This is a genomic window from Nostoc sp. (assembly GCF_036916575.1).
Lineage (GTDB): Bacteria > Cyanobacteriota > Cyanobacteriia > Cyanobacteriales > Nostocaceae > Nostoc.
In genome coordinates, this window is the sequence record NZ_JBALGC010000011.1 from 1 (window position 1) to 15,256 (window position 15,256).

General features: G+C 40.5%; 16 protein-coding genes and 1 pseudogene. 5 read left to right on the top strand and 12 right to left on the bottom strand.

Features of this window, described 5'->3' with window-relative positions; all coding sequences use genetic code 11:
* From V7L29_RS03790 to V7L29_RS03805, 4 genes are all read right to left on the bottom strand, one after another.
* Window positions 1-1,140: pilus assembly protein PilB (locus V7L29_RS03790; protein ID WP_334734588.1), on the bottom strand; the 1,140-nt coding region annotated here is incomplete at its 3' end.
* Window positions 1,141-1,385: 245 nt separating this feature from the next.
* Window positions 1,386-2,573, bottom strand: a complete 1,188-nt coding sequence (locus V7L29_RS03795; RefSeq protein ID WP_334690393.1) for a HetZ-related protein 2 — start codon at window positions 2,571-2,573, stop codon at window positions 1,386-1,388.
* Window positions 2,574-3,562: 989 nt separating this feature from the next.
* Window positions 3,563-3,916, bottom strand: a complete 354-nt coding sequence (locus tag V7L29_RS03800) for a carbon dioxide-concentrating mechanism protein CcmK (protein WP_334690394.1) — start codon at window positions 3,914-3,916, stop codon at window positions 3,563-3,565.
* 86 nt (window positions 3,917-4,002) lie between these two features.
* On the bottom strand, window positions 4,003-4,314 hold the full coding sequence (locus tag V7L29_RS03805) for a carbon dioxide-concentrating mechanism protein CcmK (protein WP_334690395.1): 312 nt from the start codon (window positions 4,312-4,314) through the stop codon (window positions 4,003-4,005).
* A 191-nt stretch (window positions 4,315-4,505) separates the two neighbouring features.
* Here V7L29_RS03805 and V7L29_RS03810 point away from each other — a divergent pair, with 191 nt between their 5' ends.
* Window positions 4,506-5,396 (top strand): alpha/beta fold hydrolase, encoded by an 891-nt coding sequence (locus V7L29_RS03810; RefSeq protein WP_334734589.1) that lies wholly within the window; start codon window positions 4,506-4,508, stop codon window positions 5,394-5,396.
* A gap of 785 nt (window positions 5,397-6,181) precedes the next feature.
* Window positions 6,182-7,237 carry a hypothetical protein gene (locus V7L29_RS03815; protein ID WP_334734590.1) on the top strand — a complete coding sequence of 352 codons (1,056 nt, stop codon included), beginning with the start codon at window positions 6,182-6,184 and terminating at the stop codon, window positions 7,235-7,237.
* Between the two features lie 536 nt (window positions 7,238-7,773).
* On the opposite strand, the gene V7L29_RS03820 is transcribed toward V7L29_RS03815, so the two are convergent.
* Both V7L29_RS03820 and V7L29_RS03825 read right to left on the bottom strand, forming a co-directional pair.
* A complete protein-coding gene (locus tag V7L29_RS03820; protein ID WP_334734591.1) occupies window positions 7,774-8,391 on the bottom strand; it encodes a hypothetical protein in 618 nt (205 codons plus the stop codon).
* A 2-nt stretch (window positions 8,392-8,393) separates the two neighbouring features.
* Window positions 8,394-9,026 carry a ParA family protein gene (locus V7L29_RS03825; RefSeq protein WP_334690399.1) on the bottom strand — a complete coding sequence of 211 codons (633 nt, stop codon included), beginning with the start codon at window positions 9,024-9,026 and terminating at the stop codon, window positions 8,394-8,396.
* A 197-nt stretch (window positions 9,027-9,223) separates the two neighbouring features.
* On the opposite strand from V7L29_RS03825, the gene V7L29_RS03830 reads away from it, so the two are divergent.
* On the top strand, window positions 9,224-10,606 hold the full coding sequence (locus tag V7L29_RS03830; protein WP_334734592.1) for a cytochrome P450: 1,383 nt from the start codon (window positions 9,224-9,226) through the stop codon (window positions 10,604-10,606).
* A 111-nt stretch (window positions 10,607-10,717) separates the two neighbouring features.
* Here V7L29_RS03830 and V7L29_RS03835 read toward each other — a convergent pair whose 3' ends face one another.
* The gene (locus tag V7L29_RS03835) at window positions 10,718-11,311 is read right to left on the bottom strand and encodes an acyltransferase (protein WP_334734593.1); all 594 of its coding nucleotides are present in this window, start codon (window positions 11,309-11,311) and stop codon (window positions 10,718-10,720) included.
* A gap of 257 nt (window positions 11,312-11,568) precedes the next feature.
* On the opposite strand from V7L29_RS03835, the gene V7L29_RS03840 reads away from it, so the two are divergent.
* Together V7L29_RS03840 and V7L29_RS03845 are read left to right on the top strand one after the other, a co-directional pair.
* Complete coding sequence (locus V7L29_RS03840; protein WP_334734594.1) at window positions 11,569-11,871, top strand: type II toxin-antitoxin system HigB family toxin; 303 nt, start codon at window positions 11,569-11,571, stop codon at window positions 11,869-11,871.
* Window positions 11,872-12,098: 227 nt separating this feature from the next.
* The gene (locus tag V7L29_RS03845; RefSeq protein WP_334690402.1) at window positions 12,099-12,506 is read left to right on the top strand and encodes a helix-turn-helix domain-containing protein; all 408 of its coding nucleotides are present in this window, start codon (window positions 12,099-12,101) and stop codon (window positions 12,504-12,506) included.
* 177 nt (window positions 12,507-12,683) lie between these two features.
* Here the strand turns inward: V7L29_RS03845 and V7L29_RS03850 are convergent, their stop codons facing one another.
* From V7L29_RS03850 to V7L29_RS03870, 5 genes and pseudogenes are all read right to left on the bottom strand, one after another.
* Window positions 12,684-13,244: a shikimate kinase gene (locus tag V7L29_RS03850; protein ID WP_334734595.1), complete on the bottom strand. Its 561-nt coding sequence runs from the start codon at window positions 13,242-13,244 to the stop codon at window positions 12,684-12,686.
* Between the two features lie 85 nt (window positions 13,245-13,329).
* The gene (ccmS, locus tag V7L29_RS03855) at window positions 13,330-13,758 is read right to left on the bottom strand and encodes a beta-carboxysome assembly chaperone CcmS (protein WP_334690404.1); all 429 of its coding nucleotides are present in this window, start codon (window positions 13,756-13,758) and stop codon (window positions 13,330-13,332) included.
* 38 nt (window positions 13,759-13,796) lie between these two features.
* Window positions 13,797-14,029 (bottom strand): annotated as a pseudogene (locus V7L29_RS03860) (ABC transporter); the annotation flags it as partial.
* Window positions 14,020-14,463, bottom strand: coding sequence for a hypothetical protein (locus V7L29_RS03865; protein ID WP_334734596.1), 444 nt, complete (start codon window positions 14,461-14,463; stop codon window positions 14,020-14,022). The gene V7L29_RS03865 and the pseudogene V7L29_RS03860, both read right to left, overlap by 10 nt.
* Window positions 14,453-15,214, bottom strand: a complete 762-nt coding sequence (locus V7L29_RS03870) for a TIGR04255 family protein (RefSeq protein ID WP_334734597.1) — start codon at window positions 15,212-15,214, stop codon at window positions 14,453-14,455. The genes V7L29_RS03865 and V7L29_RS03870 overlap by 11 nt, the downstream gene beginning before the upstream one ends.
* Window positions 15,215-15,256: the final 42 nt, after the last annotated feature.

Sequence of the window (15,256 nt, forward strand, 5' to 3'; positions counted from 1 at the left end):
AAAGCTAGGATTCAGTAAAAGCCGTTCTTGTAGTTCATGTAACTTGAAGCTTAGTTGCTGAGAAGTTCCTAAGATATCACGACTCAGACGTGCCAACTGTTGTTGTTGATAGAACTTTAATGCTGCTCCCCGCAACATTTGGAGTGTTGCCTCTTCGCCATAAATTCCCGGCATGACTCGCAAGCGTAATAATAAGCGGTTTTTTTGATATACGTATTCTCTCTCTACCTGTTTTGGTTGTGCAACCGTGGTGACAGGCAGGGAAGCAAACCGCTTTAATTCATTCAGTACTCCTTGGAAAACTGACAGCGGCAGTTTATCTAATACAGACTGCAAGACTCCATTGTCACTCCACAGTATCCTGCCTTCGTAAGCTTGTCTTTCTAAGTACAGCCGACTAATTCCCCCAGCCAGAATTCGCCCTAGTAATTCTTCTAGTAATTTCTTGGGTGGTAGTCTTGGCAACACCTCAATAGGACTAAATAGTTCGGGTTGCGTGGGCAAAATAGATAAATTATCCGCTGGTGCTGCTTCGGAAGTCTCGCCCTCTTGACCTCTGGAAATAGGGGTCAAGAACGTCGTAGGTTGGAATGATTGGTCTAGCTCTGGGATAGGAGGCAAGTCTACTCGCTGCCCAGAATGTTGATGCTTTTGTGTCTGAAACACCATCAATATTGGTTGCTGATTTGATTTTGAGTCGGCATCTAAAGAGGGAGTAGGTGTGTCAGCAATGGTAGCTGGGCTGTTTGTTGGAGGAGAGTCTGCTGTTGGCTGATGCACAAGTTTTGCATCTAGCTGAGATGTATTCTTATGGTTGAGGTAAGCTGACAGTATTCTGCGGTGAGCATCGGCTGCGATCACTTCAATCACCATTGTGCAATTGATACAAGACAAAATGCGACCAACATAATCTAGTGCCTCGCCCTCTTGTGGATGAACCATACCTAGCAAGAGGTTTTTGTCTTCTAATTCAAAAGGCAAAATCTGGTGGTAGAGGCAAGCTTCAAAGGACAAAAGACTATCAATCAGGTGGAATATTTGCTCGCGATCGCCTTCTTGTTCCCACTTAGCTTGAGCGGCAGTTAGCATTTGCTGTCCATTTGTTGCGGTATCATTTAGTTCGCCCTCTGAAGACAACATAGATTTGATTCGCTGGTGTTTACTTATATAATATTTTGCCTCTAAATTAGTAGGTAGTTAATAAAGATACTTTGTTGGATTGTTAAAATTTCAATTATATATACCTAAGTAGACGTAAGTAGAAGATGAATTTTAGATTGGGGATTGGGGATCATACTGAGTTTTGACAAGGACAAGGAGGCAATTTTCTCCCTTGTCTCCTTTGTCTGCCGCCGCCTGAATTGATTAACTAGATGCCTCACAGCCTACTCTTGGGTTCTTAAAGCTTGAGCAGTAAGATAAACTTTTGTCCATTCGCCTAGCACTTGATGAGTTTTGAATTTTAAATGTTGGGCTATTGCTTCTATTGAGTTACCCGCTCTCCGTAAATCTAGGATTTGCCGCCCCAGAGGAGTCAGTTTTTCATCAAGTTGCTGCCATTGATTTTGTGTTAATCCCAAGTTATGTTCTTGCAAGGAAATTGAGAGCCAGCTGTCTACGAGTTCTGGTTTACCTTTGAGGGCAAAGACGCGCACGGCGTGGTAACTAATTTTTTCTCGCAGACGGTATACTTCTTTAGTCTGCTTATTCAGTTTCTGTGCGATCTCTTCCTGGGACTTACCTTGCAAATACAGTCGTAGCCACTCCACTGCATCTACCCCCAGATTTTCCTGTAAATAAATTTCAAATTCTTTTTGTACTGACTGACGCAGTACTTGTTGTTCCTCTAGTTGTTGTGCTTCTTGATATTCTGCGATCGCCTGACTATCCACTAAGTTAACTCGATTCTCACTGTCATCTGTAAGAACTTCTTCCGACACCAGTCTAATCAAGTCACGGCCTGGCACTTGGGTTAAGCCACCGCGCTGAGTGCGACGCAAGTAATTTACAAATCGGTAAGTTAATAGGGGTTGATTGCGTACTGGCCGCAGACAATATTCTTCTACACTGGCAAATAGCAGAGCATCCCTCAATCGTTGATCGGTTGTATATTTGGCAATATCAACCATTTGCTGTTGCATGTGGCTATCGCTTTGCAATAATTCTTGGAGTACTTCTTGCAACACATCTATGACGCTGCGCTGGCGATCGCGGCTGAGGGAAATCCAAGTCTGAATCTTATTCCGTAATGTTACTAAACTCCCCAATCGCGTTATCAAGTTGCGATAAGCACGTTCTCGCCCTAGCCCCAAGTAGCGTTGACGTAAAATTCTCCAGCGATATTCCATCGCTTGTTTGGCAATATCGAGTTCCTTAGGGTTAAATAGATCAAACCGTTTTGAGTCAGATCCAAATAGCCAGAGAATAATACTTTGCCTAGCAGCTTCATTTTGGTCTGGACATTCCGCAACCAAGCGCTTTCGCCAATCTAGACCTAGTTGTTGCATATCCTTTGTCATAGTGAGATTGCGTTCCTCGAAACTTAATTTTGAAGTTTGCATCACAACCCCCATTCGTCCCACCTAATTGTTTAACTGGTAGCTTCCCCGGATTTCATGAGTCTCATGAAAATAGCTTAGTGATTCCACTTTTATTACGTCTTAATTCCCTAAAATTATGCAAAAATTTCTACATTGAGGTTTTGCTTGGAATCTCAAAATGCCACAAACCCATGCCTATAAGCCGTTTGGTCTAATTGTGCTAATTCTAACTTTTTGTAAAGTTATGTTTTTAACTGAGAACACAAATCTGCCTGGAGTGGTAAGGGTACATCTTTGCACGAGATAGATCAGGGAAATCTGACATTTTGTAATAGATATGAGAAACGAATATAATAGGACTTACGCATTGACAGAAAGATAATTATGTGATTTAGCTGTAACCTTCTTGATCACATCCTTCTTTGACTGCGATATTTCCTATTTGTCTCACAACCAAAAGAATAAGTTCAAACCAGCTTCTAAGGCATCGTCATCAGCGGAAACTAAATTTCCAACTTTGGAATTAGGAGCGAGGGAAAACTTCTAGGACTTAGGCACTGTACATAAGTAATATACGTAATTTGGTATTTCAGCCATGTTTAGCATCTAGTGCTGGCAAAAGAAGCGAGTAAATCAAGGTGATATGAAGCGCCTGAAACGACCAAATCTCATAATTCATATTATGGTTAATTTGTACAGTGCGTAAGTCTATATAATTTAACTGAATATCAGACGTGATTTTGAATGTATAATTTTTAATATTCTCTAACCTATCAGCGAGTCAAATACTTAGTTCAAACTTTTACATTATAAAAAAGGAATAGTCAACAGTCAATATTAATTTTGACTATTGACTATGACTGTTGCTTTCCCTCTGCTTCAAAATTCAACTTAAGCAAAATCTAAAAACAGAAAGAATGCAACCTTCAAAAGCTTTAATGGTCAAAAGCCTTACAAGAGACTTCTGTTTAAATTCATTTATGGAGATTCTTTGTTTTGAATTCCCCCGCAGCGGGTTGACTCTATCGACCGTTGGATGATCTACTAACAATGGGACTTTCTACAGATTCTCGATACTGTTGGACTTGTTCTGTGTAAGCAATTGGCAGAACAGCTTCAACGTTTTCATGAGGACGAGGAATAATCACCCAAGATTCCAGTGTACCGCCATAAACATTTTCTGCGGCTTCAATCCCAGCAGCCATAGCTGTCTTTACTTCAGAAACATCGCCACGAATATTAACTGTAAAGCGGGCACTACCTACTCTGATATAACCAACCAGGGTGACTCGACCAGCTTTTAACATAGCATCTGCTGCTGCTAGCACCGCAGGAAAACCTTTAGTTTCGAGTGCTCCAACTGCCTGTAATGACATTATTAATCTCCTGTATGAATATAACGATATGGGGGCTACAAGTTAATTGTACGAAGCTTCGCTACAGATTTTAATAGCAAAATTGCTTAGAACATGCGGAAAGGTTCTGATTCTTCAGTGAAATGAATTGGTAATATGGTTTCGACATTTTTCGGAGGATTGGGAACGATGTAGTAGGTAATTACTGCACCAACCTTGACTTGCTCTCCAGCTGCGATTCCGGCTTCAACAGCTCTTTTTACCTCAGCAATGTGTCCCCGGACGGCGACTAACAAACGAGCGCTTTCAGCTTGACCATAGTACACAATTGTGACTTCGCCAGCTTTAACCATTGCATCTGCCGCTGCTAAGACACTAGGAAAACCTAAAGTTTCAATTACGCCAACCGCCATTGGCATGGCATTAGCTCCTGGATTAAGGGATAGGCGATTTTAATTGTACGTGGCTTTAGTCCAAATTTTAACATTTTAGAAAACTTTTTTTGATACCAGGAATTCTGAGGGGGTAGAAATTTGCCGATTTACCACTCATTACTCCCTGTTCTAAGGGTAGTCTGTAGTTTATGGACTAAAATCTAAAATATTGATGTATGTTTCCGAATTTTCTTCCTACAGCTGTTGGGCAACTGACAGAATCAGCCTCGATCGCACTAGCTCAGAGTATTCAAACAACTGCGATCGCTACTCCTTTAACTAATCAAACAGTTACCACAACCTATGTCAAGCAAGGAAGTGGTGGAACTCCTATTTTATTAATTCACGGCTTTGACAGTTCCGTATTAGAATTTCGTCGGCTTTTGCCACTGCTGTCTGGAGATAATGAAACTTGGGCAGTGGATTTGTTGGGTTTTGGGTTTACAGATAGACTCTCAGGAATTGCTTATAGCCCAACTGCGATTAAAACTCATCTTTATTATTTCTGGAAAAGCCTGATTAACCAACCTGTAATTTTAGTGGGCGCTTCAATGGGGGGTGCAACGGCAATTGATTTTACGCTAACTTACCCGGAAGTGGTAAAAAAGCTGGTGTTAATTGATAGTGCTGGCTTGACAGGTGGTTCACCATTAAGTAAATTAATGTTTCCGCCGTTGGATTATTTAGCAACTCAATTTTTGAGTAATCTTAAAGTGCGCGATCGCGTTTCGCGCATAGGATATAAAAATCAAAGTCTTGCCTCTATCGATGCGCTATGCTGTGGCGCATTACACCTACAAATGCCAAGTTGGCATCAAGCTCTGATTGCTTTCACTAAAAGTGGTGGTTACAGTGCTTTTAGATTTGAAATACTATTACAAATTGTGCAACAAACACTAATTGTGTGGGGCGATTCCGATAAAATTTTAGGTACTGGGGATGCCACAAAGTTTAAAAGGGCAATTCCACACAGTACTCTCACCTGGATTCAAGATTGTGGTCATCTCCCACACTTGGAACAACCAAAAATCACCGCGCAGCATATTTTAGACTTTCGAGAATTGTAGTTTCAACCCAAGAAATCTGATCCATCTATTGCAACTTATTGGGTGTATTTGGGCAGAACGTGTCAAGGCAACACAATATGAAATTCGGCCAATAATTCAGAATTAATCAAAATAATAAAAATAAAGGTTTCTATTTTTTATTTGATGAGAGTAATAGAAGAGGTTAATCATCTACCGATCGCAACTTGATATCAATGTAGGTGAGGTGAAATTTTAAATCAAGTCCTAACGCCCTGATAGAGCAATCCTAAATGATTTGTAAGAAAATTCACCCCCCTACCTTTCGGCGTCCCCTCTTGGTAAGGGGGGACTACAGGGGGGTTACGACTAGCTCAAATTCTCACGAATGATTTAGGACTGTTATAGAGCATTCAAGATAAGTTAAGGCGAAGTTTGTGTTGTCAACAGTAATTAGGCGATAAATCGACTTGATTATCAAGTATCAAATTTTATTTAATAAACTCGCAACTTGGGTTAGTAGTTACTATGAAAACTTAATATATATTTAATTTATATTTTTCAGCAAATTCAACTAAAGTACGGCTTACCCTGGTATTATTATTTAAATTCTGAAAGAAGGCAGAGGGCAGGAGCCTTTTAGTGGAGATATCTTATGGTAAGTAAGTTACAGACCCACTATAATTGAACAACACTAAATCTATGATTTTGTGGGGTTTAAAAGCCAGTTATATACACAGTAAAAAGGCATAGATTAAAATTTTTCTTCCCTCTGCCTTCTGCCTGACTCTAAGGGCAAATAATATTTAAAATAATCAGAGTAACTTATGTTGATGTTGCATTTCGCCAAGATAAGTCGATTGTCTCGATTAGTAAATTTTGCTGTTTGTGGCATCCTCTTGAGTACAGCTTCCATCAAGACGGAAAATTCTTCAGTTTTAGCGCAAGAAATTAAATTCCCTGCCACTCCTTTACTGATATCACAAACACGGAAACTCAGAGCAGAGTCGGGGCCGGATAACCAAGGTCGCTGGCGATTCTACAAACCTGATGATGTCTCATCGGACGCAATGCGATCGCAAGGTTGCACTGACGTTGGCAGTGGTGGTGCGAGTGATGCGAATTGGCGCTGTCCTCACAAGTCCATTAGAGTAGATGTAGATAATGATTCTCGTTACGATGATTCTCGTTACAATGATTCTCGTGATCGCTATTTTAACTACGGAAACTCTACACGGGAACTCAGAGCACAGTCAGGACCCGATAACCAAGGTCGTTGGCGATTTTACAAACCTGATGATGTCTCATTGGATGCCATGCGATCGCAAGGTTGCACTGACGTTGGCAGTGGTGGTGTGAGTGATGCGAATTGGCGCTGTCCTCGCAAGTCCATTAGAGTAGATGTAGATAATGATTCTGGTTACGATGATTCTCGCCGTCGTAATTTTAACTACGGAAACTCTACACGGGAACTCAGAGCACAGTCAGGGCCCGATAACCAAGGTCGTTGGCGATTTTACAAACCTGATGATGTCTCATTGGATGCCATGCGATTGCAAGGTTGCACTGACGTTGGCAGTGGTGGTGTGAGTGATGCGAATTGGCGCTGTCCTCGCAAGTCCATTAGAGTAGATGTGGATAATGATTCTGGTTACGATGATTCTCGCCGTCGTAATTTTAACTACGGAAACTTTACACGGGAACTCAGAGCAGAGTCAGGACCCGATAACCAAGGTCGTTGGCGATTTTACAAACCTGATGATGTCTCATTGGATGCCATGCGATTGCAAGGTTGCACTGACGTTGGTAGTAGTGGTACGAGTGATGCGAATTGGCGCTGTCCTCGCAAGTCCATTAGGGTGGAAGTGGATAACAGACGTTAAATTAAGGGTTTGCAATCCCTGACGCAGCAAAAGTAGCGAAGATACTGTTGGCAAATATAGTACATATATATAGATACAAGTATTACATAAGCTCAAACCTTCAATCTGTCGTTGCAGCTTTTAGTTGTAATACTTTTGTATCGGCGTTTGTAACACTTTTGCCAACAGCTATGAACTGCCACGCATAAAAACGTTATTCAGAAGGAGTTTTAGGAAAAATTTTCAACTTTTATCTTAAAAATGAGATTTTGATCAACTGGATACGCACTTAAAGGTGTACCATTAAAACCTCACGGAATTTTGCAGCCTGAAACCCTTGTGGCTACGTTACCAAATGCTGTATTAAATAACTTAACCTGAGTTTGGATTAAAGATATTCTTTGTCTCCTTGCCCCTAATCTCCAGAGGGGGCCCAAGTTCCCCGCTTGCAAGGAGGGGATTAAGGGGTAGAGTTATGCAAAAATGGCAGATGAATGAAGCAGTACTATAGATTTTGAAGTACTGCCATTAATCTTTATCTAACTGATGAACTGACTCTAGTCAAGTAACCACATTTCATTAGAACTATCAGGATACTCATCTGGTTGATTTTGAGGTTGATTTTGAGCTAGTGTTTCCGATGAACGATGTGATTTTTTGTAGCTAAGTGGATTGTAGTATTCTTTAACTGGTCTTATAGCACTAGTTTGTTTGACAACAAGTTTAGATTTATCTTCTACTGGTTGTTTTAAAGCATTAATTTCTACTATAAGCTGGGAATTTGCTTCTGCAAGTTGCAGTGCTGTTTTTTTTGTTTCGTCAAGTTCTTTTGTTAGCTGTTGTATTAACGATTGTTGTTCCGATACAAATGTTTTTTGCTTAGTTAATTTTGATTGCAAATCAGCAATTTCTTGTCCAAGAGATGCTTCCTTTTTGTGGCTTGTTTCTAGATTACTTGTCAACTCTTTAACAGTTGCTTCTAAATCAGCCTTGGTAGGACTTGTGCGTTTAGTAGATGTTGATTCAGGTGTCTGTGCTGAAGATTCTTCAACAGACGAAGCCTGTTCTTCAGCAATTTTTTCTGCTGTGACTTCGAGCGCAGATTCATCTTCTGGGGATGTAAATTTTTGTGCCTCTTCTTGTAATAAGTCAGAGAGACTTTGTTTCCTAGCCATTATTATTTTCTCCAATCACGCTGTAATTCATCAGCTGCACGGCGGTAGTCTAACTCCGCCTCCCGTGCATTACTTCCTCGCCATTGACTAATCGCTACACCCTCAAGTGCTGCTCGTTCATGAGCCTTATAGGCACGGATAAAGGTATTACAAGCAGGAATACCTAATCGAGTGAGAGTGTTTTTTGCTTCAAGTGCTTCCCCGATACTGCGCGTATCAACTTTGGTAAGTAGTACCCGATGGGGAGTACCCAAGGGGATGACGGCTTCTTTGACTGTTTCCACCAGGATAGCTAAATCCATTGCAGCTGGGGGTGTAGGCAAAACTAGATAATCTGCGATCGCAACTACCGCCACTAATGCTTCAGAGCGCAGCGCGGGAGGCGTATCCACCACTACTAAATCGTACCCTGTTATCTTTCCTAAATCACCTAAAAGTGTAGGATCGGTTTCTTGAGATAAATCAAATCCCATTCCCTGCTGACTGCGCCCAAACCACCAACTGGCAGAACCTTGAATATCTGCGTCAATCAGCAGCACCTTTTTTTTCTTCGCAAAGTTTGCAGCCAGATTGACTGCGGTAGTCGTTTTACCGACTCCTCCTTTACCGTTGAGAATAGCGATGATTTTTGGCACTGCTTGCTTCCGATGCGGCCTTATACCATTTTAGTTTTTGGATTATGCAAAGAGCTAGTGGTAATCCCTTTGGGCGCTCCATTTGTCTAAATCATTTTTTTAATTGCTATTACAAGAATATACCGTTTTATGTGACCCTCAAGAACATGAAAACTCGTAACAATAAAATTCAGAAGCCATTAATTCCCCAAAATTCTATGACAGCAACTTACAATTTGCCTGATGGGCCTCAAATGCCGCACTGGCTAAGTATGATTAAGTTTATTGGTCAGCCAGTAAAATATGTGGATGATCTTGCCAAAATCTATGGTGACACCTTTACTATCAGGAGTAGTCGCGGGGATAACCATCTTGTGTACTTTAGTCAACCCCAAGCACTTGAACAGATTTTTACTGCTGATTCTAGCCATTTTGAGGTTGGCAGGGGGAATATAGGACTAAAATTTTTACTTGGTGATCACTCCCTTATCTTATCAGATGGCGATCGCCACCAGCGGCAACGGCAACTATTAGCTCCTCCTTTTCATGGCGAAAGGATGCGGGCTTATGGTCAGGATATCCGTAAAATAACCCGACAGGTAAGTCATGAATGGCAAATTGGCAAGCCTTTCAATATCCGTGAGTCGATGCAAGAAATTACCTTGCGTGTTATGCTGCGGGTTGTATTTGGTTTAAATGAAGGACAGCTTTTTGAAGAATTGAGGCGATCGCTAAGTGATTTACTAGACTTCATCAGTTCGCCCGTGATGTCCAGCGCCTTCTTTTTCCGGTTCATGCAAAAAGATTTCGGTACGTGGAGTCCGTGGGGTTGGATTCTGCAACAACGGCAAAAAATTGATCAACTTATTTATGCTTTGCTTCGAGAACGTCGGGCCCAAGCTGCTCAAAATCGCCAAGATATCCTGAGTTTGATGATGGCTGCTCGTTATAACGATGGTCAAAGGATGTCAGATGAAGAATTACACGACGAGTTAATGACGCTGCTTGTTGCAGGACATGAAACTACTGCTTCCGCATTGACATGGGCTTTTTACTGGATTGACTATTTACCAGAGGTGCGTGAGAAGTTGCTACATGAACTCAACACCATTGGAGTTAACCCCGATTTGAGTAGTGTGACTAAATTGCCCTATTTGACAGCAGTTTGCCAAGAAACATTACGAATTTACCCAATTGTCATGACTGCTTTCGTGCGGATTGTGAAGACCCCAATTAAAATTATGGGCTACGAACTGCGAGAGGGAACGGTAATAGTCCCCAGTAGTTATTTAGCCCATCATCGGGAAGAAGTTTACCCACAATCCAAGCAGTTCAAACCAGAACGCTTTTTAGAAAGACAATATTCACCATACGAATATTTACCCTTTGGTGGCGGTAATCGTCGCTGTATTGGGATGGCATTTGCCCAGTATGAAATGAAAATCGTCTTAGCAACTGTTCTGTCGGAATTTCAAGTATCGCTAGTGAACAAGCGTCCTGTGCGTCCTGTGCGCCGTGGGTTAACTATAGCTGCACCCGCAGGAATGCAGATGATTGCAACGCCTCAAGTTAAGCGTGCGAATATACCAGCGTTAGTTTAGGCAAGTAGGGTGAGTAATTCACTCCCCACCCTACTATGGGGTAATAATTACGAATTACGTACGTAGCTTGCTTTTCGCCGTTCGCGTAACGTCTCGTAGAGAAGACGAGTATTACGAATTATCCTGAATCTCTTGCTTGTTGGCGAGTTGTTCATAATGTTCTTTGTCGCGGTATTTAATTGTTCTCATCGGTTGATTCCCAACAATTGCTAAAGGTTGAACGTTGGCAGTTACAACTGTACCAGCTGCCACAATAGCACCATCTCCAATAGAAACTCCCGGAACAATTAGGACATTTCCGCCAATCCAAACATTGCGGCCGATGAGAACAGGTTTATGAATGTAGACATTATGTTCATAGGGCAAATCATTACTTTGATAGTCGTGATTTGCAGAGAGGATAACCACGTTAAATCCAAGTGTTGTGTTATCGCCAATTGTGATTCCACCACGTCCATCTAATAAGACATCCGGGCCAATGTAGACTTTATTTCCTAGAGATACATTTTGCGGATGGTCAATTTTAATATCTCGCTTAAATCTTAGATCTGAGCCACAAAATTTTAATTGACTCTTCAGTTCTTGATGCTTGTATCGCCTAATTTTTGTTTCTAAGTATTCTCCCCACCGTACCAGACGAGGTACTAACCATTGTTCCAATAGTCGCTCTAATTTATTCGTAATTTTATTTTTGATCTCTTTCATAAAACCTCATATAAGTCTAGGAACTCTCTGGCTTTCAACCAAGGAGGAAAAAAGACACGGGTAGTTTGTACCCTTCACATTAGTTAGGTTTCCCTGATTAGAGTATTTTCTCCCGTGTGAATACCGTTTTTGTAAAAGTGGGTTGTGGAATAGACACAATAACTTCGCAATTTGCTAAGATTATCTAGTATTCGACCAAAAAATATTCTTATGAAAAAATACTCTTCATTACAACAAATAGCCTTAATTACAAATTTATGCATATTATCAGTCGTGCAAGACTTTCTGAGTTCTGGGAAAAGCACTCTAATTCACAAACTAGCTCGCGGCTATGGTATAAAATAACATCTTTGGCTGAATGGTCAAACTTTGTAGAGTTACGAGGAACTTTTCCCGCAGCAGATCAAGTAGGTAATTTCACAATTTTTAACATAAGTGGTAACAATTATCGACTTATGACTTTGGTGGATTACAAATTCCAAAAAGTTTTTATTCGCCATATACTGACACATGCCGAATATGACAAAGGAGAATGGAAAAATGATCATTGGTTCGCTTAATACTAACCATTATTTTGGGGTAACAATTTTAAAAATCCTTCTTAAGGATTGAAACTATTAGATATATAGATAGTAATATGAGCATAATTCCTAAGTTATAATTAATTCAAGTCCACTATTAGCGATTGAAACCCTCAGATATCTAGATAATAATATGAGCAGAAGTTTTTGTGTTCCAATTAATCAAAATCCCTATTAGGGATTGAAACAATCAGGAATCTAGCAAAATGACCCCTGGAACACCTATTATTAAAACGTATATAGAATTACTCAAATCTTTTCCTCCTCGTCCCATCACTTCTGAGGAAGAATTACTGGCTACGCAAGAAGTAATCGATTCCTTAATTGATAAAGGTGAATTAACAGCAGATGAACAAGACTATCTCAATGTTTTAGGTACTCTGGTTTACGAGTACGAACAAAAACATCATTCTATATTAGATATTCATGGCGTAGAATTACTTCAAGCGTTGATAGCTGAATTTGGTTTGCGGCAAAAAGACTTAATTCCTATCTTTAAAACCGAGTCTATTATATCTGAAGTCTTGAGTGAACAGCGCAAGCTGACAGTTAACCATATCGCTCGCCTCGCGGAGTTTTTTCATATTTCGCCTGCTGCTTTTTTTGAGTTATAAGAGGGAAACTTTACAGATACTCATCGCGTGTAGACTTGACAGCAAGCCAACTGATGTAGCAAGATGCATTACAGAAAATTAGATACTCATCGCGGGATTATAGCCTAGCATAGAAGATGTTTGCTAAAGCTGTAACGTAAGAAGAAGCATTTCAAATTAGAGAACAAGTAATCAGTTTTAAAATTTTACAATTTTAAGTGTCTCGTCTCGTGTTTCTTCAGGTGATTTCCCTTTTGTATAAACAATGAACTTTGCTAAATCATAATTTGAATGATGCTTAACAAAATGTTCGTTCAAATCAAATCTATTAGTGACAATCCCACCATTGCGTTCGTTAAGTATTTGGATAGATTCTTCTAAATCTGGAGAGGGAAGAATCAACACAACATTTATATATGGCTCTAAAACTTGTTGCACCCGCTTGAAAAGTTTGTCATCTTCATAAACAGAATGACCAGCACCAAAATCAATGACACAATTTTTATGTTCAGACAGTAGTCTTTCAACCGCGTAGGCTTCAAAGGGTTTCCAATGACGATAAATACCTTGAAATCCTTCTTTTTCTCTTATTTGCTTTGCCAGTTCCTCATCATAATTTATTTCCTTATAATAATTAAATCGTACATCGTCCATAGAACACTGCGGAATCCCTAGCTTCTGAGCAAGGAGTTTTCCAAGGGTGCTTTTACCTGTACTAATTGGACCAATGAGAATAATATCTGAAATCTTACGACTCATTTTAAAAAGCCTGAAGATTAGAAACAACTCTGCTATACAAATAAATTCGGCCTGCACCTACTACTAAACTTTAAGGCTTATATAGTCATGACTTCAATTCTTCACTCATCCTCTGTTCCAACACTTCCAATAACCCATCCACATCTTTCCCAGCTTGCTCAAAACAAATCGGCGGTGCTGGTTCCGGTGCAAACTGAATTAATTTAATTTCACCCTTCCCAATCCCAATCATCACAACTTCCACTTCCGGCTGATGATTCTCGACAATTCCCAAAATTTCTTGAAGCCGATTCTCAACTTTAATATTTAAATTCTCTATCTGCTCTTTTGGACAATAAACAAAATGCGGTGTTGGTTGCAAATCAATACCAACAGTACCCTGACTGTCGCCATTTGCTAACCACAATCCCCAAAACAGCGCCGCCAATTCCTGCTGATTTGCTTTCACAAACTTATCCAACTGGCGACGCCACTTGTTATCACTTGAGTCTGGTTGACTATTACCAAAAAACATAAATAATTCGTAATGAAGACACAAACAATGCGCGAAAGTTATCTCAAACCTGACTGTACACGCCAGAGACTAGAATAAATCCCATCTTTCTCCAGCAATTGCTCATGGGTTCCCGACTCTATTAATTTTCCATGTTCCATGACATAAATGCAATCGGCATTGCGGATGGTGGAAAGACGATGAGCGATCGCCAGATTGCCGCTTCTGTTTCATTATCCACCGCCGAGGTAGCTTCGTATAAAACCAAAACGGGCGGATTCTTCAAGGCTGCACCAATGGTTCATCCCACCACATTTGGTTAGCAGCAACAACCGTGTGTAGTTGCTTCAACCATTCTATGGCGTATTTATAAGTTTGATTGTCGGCTCCTAGTTCAGCAATTCTTGTGTGAGTTTTGTGAGTTGGTGAATAGTTCCAGCTTGAAAGTTCTAAGACTGCATAATTATCAGATTGCTCAAAGATAGCTTTGACCCTTTGAACTGAAGAGGCAACTATCTTAGACTGATATTTCCAATTCCCCACGGTTGATGTTCCGTCTCTGGCAAGAATAACAATATTGGCGTTTTGCCCAACCGATGCACTTTGTAAGGCTTCTGCTGCTTGAGAAAGCGGAAGTTGGGTTAATTTGTCAGATATCTGAGATAGCGCTGTTATCTCTGAATTGCGGCGTTTGTCCTTTGTGTAATAGGCGGCTTTACTTGACATCGAATAATTCTCTTGTGCGATCAGTAATCAAACTCTCAAAGACTTGTCTTTCTCTACTCTTTAATTCATGTAAATTAAAAGCCACTTCCTCAAAAGATAGAGGCTTTTCTACCCAGACTTGAGAAATGTCCAAATCAAGTATAAATACAACTTCTCCAGGTTGCGGTTCGGAATCCGATAAAGTTATTGCTAGTCTAGCTGGAATATCTTCATAAATTAATTCAGTTTGCGTCACAAATCCTGAGATGTGACTTGGAACGCTATCCGGAAACTGAGGATATATATTGACATAATCACTAAGGTCAATTGCCTCATCGGGAGATGAAATAACTATTCGATTTATGTAGCGAAGAGAAATACGGGTTATGCCAACAGGTTTAGCAACTTTTAAATACAATTGAAGTGCCTGCTCGATTCTCTTACTAAATTTATCCCAGCCTTCATAAGGGCGAAGGCTATGGATGCTCAGTAGATTGGGTCCAACGCCTACTAATTTTGTGCCATCGGCGGAAGGAAACAAAAACTTGGGCAAGTCTTGTGTTACCGTAACTTCAGGGTTTACAGGCTGCATCCGCGAAAATTTGAATTCCGTTGCTATTGAGTTTTGTTCGCGTGGCTCACCTGTGTATAAATCTCTTGCTTTTTCATAGAACAAACCTGGCACTGTAAAATTCCATGCTTGTCCAGGAGCAAAGCGAAACTCACAGACCGCCTCTTCTATTGGTGGATTACAATACTGACGGCGTGTCATAAATTACTCAAGTGCAGTATAACCTCACGTTTTAGTAAGCTA

Coding starts and splice junctions, on each gene's coding strand:
- V7L29_RS03795 (WP_334690393.1), bottom strand. CDS start 2,573: ATGGGGGTTGTGATGCAAACTTCAAAATTAAGTTTCGAGGAACGCAAT.
- V7L29_RS03800 (WP_334690394.1), bottom strand. CDS start 3,916: ATGTCATTACAGGCAGTTGGAGCACTCGAAACTAAAGGTTTTCCTGCG.
- V7L29_RS03805 (WP_334690395.1), bottom strand. CDS start 4,314: ATGCCAATGGCGGTTGGCGTAATTGAAACTTTAGGTTTTCCTAGTGTC.
- V7L29_RS03810 (WP_334734589.1), top strand. CDS start 4,506: ATGTTTCCGAATTTTCTTCCTACAGCTGTTGGGCAACTGACAGAATCA.
- V7L29_RS03815 (WP_334734590.1), top strand. CDS start 6,182: ATGTTGATGTTGCATTTCGCCAAGATAAGTCGATTGTCTCGATTAGTA.
- V7L29_RS03820 (WP_334734591.1), bottom strand. CDS start 8,391: ATGGCTAGGAAACAAAGTCTCTCTGACTTATTACAAGAAGAGGCACAA.
- V7L29_RS03830 (WP_334734592.1), top strand. CDS start 9,224: ATGACAGCAACTTACAATTTGCCTGATGGGCCTCAAATGCCGCACTGG.
- V7L29_RS03835 (WP_334734593.1), bottom strand. CDS start 11,311: ATGAAAGAGATCAAAAATAAAATTACGAATAAATTAGAGCGACTATTG.
- V7L29_RS03840 (WP_334734594.1), top strand. CDS start 11,569: ATGCATATTATCAGTCGTGCAAGACTTTCTGAGTTCTGGGAAAAGCAC.
- V7L29_RS03845 (WP_334690402.1), top strand. CDS start 12,099: ATGACCCCTGGAACACCTATTATTAAAACGTATATAGAATTACTCAAA.
- V7L29_RS03850 (WP_334734595.1), bottom strand. CDS start 13,244: ATGAGTCGTAAGATTTCAGATATTATTCTCATTGGTCCAATTAGTACA.
- ccmS (WP_334690404.1), bottom strand. CDS start 13,758: ATGTTTTTTGGTAATAGTCAACCAGACTCAAGTGATAACAAGTGGCGT.
- V7L29_RS03865 (WP_334734596.1), bottom strand. CDS start 14,463: ATGTCAAGTAAAGCCGCCTATTACACAAAGGACAAACGCCGCAATTCA.
- V7L29_RS03870 (WP_334734597.1), bottom strand. CDS start 15,214: ATGACACGCCGTCAGTATTGTAATCCACCAATAGAAGAGGCGGTCTGT.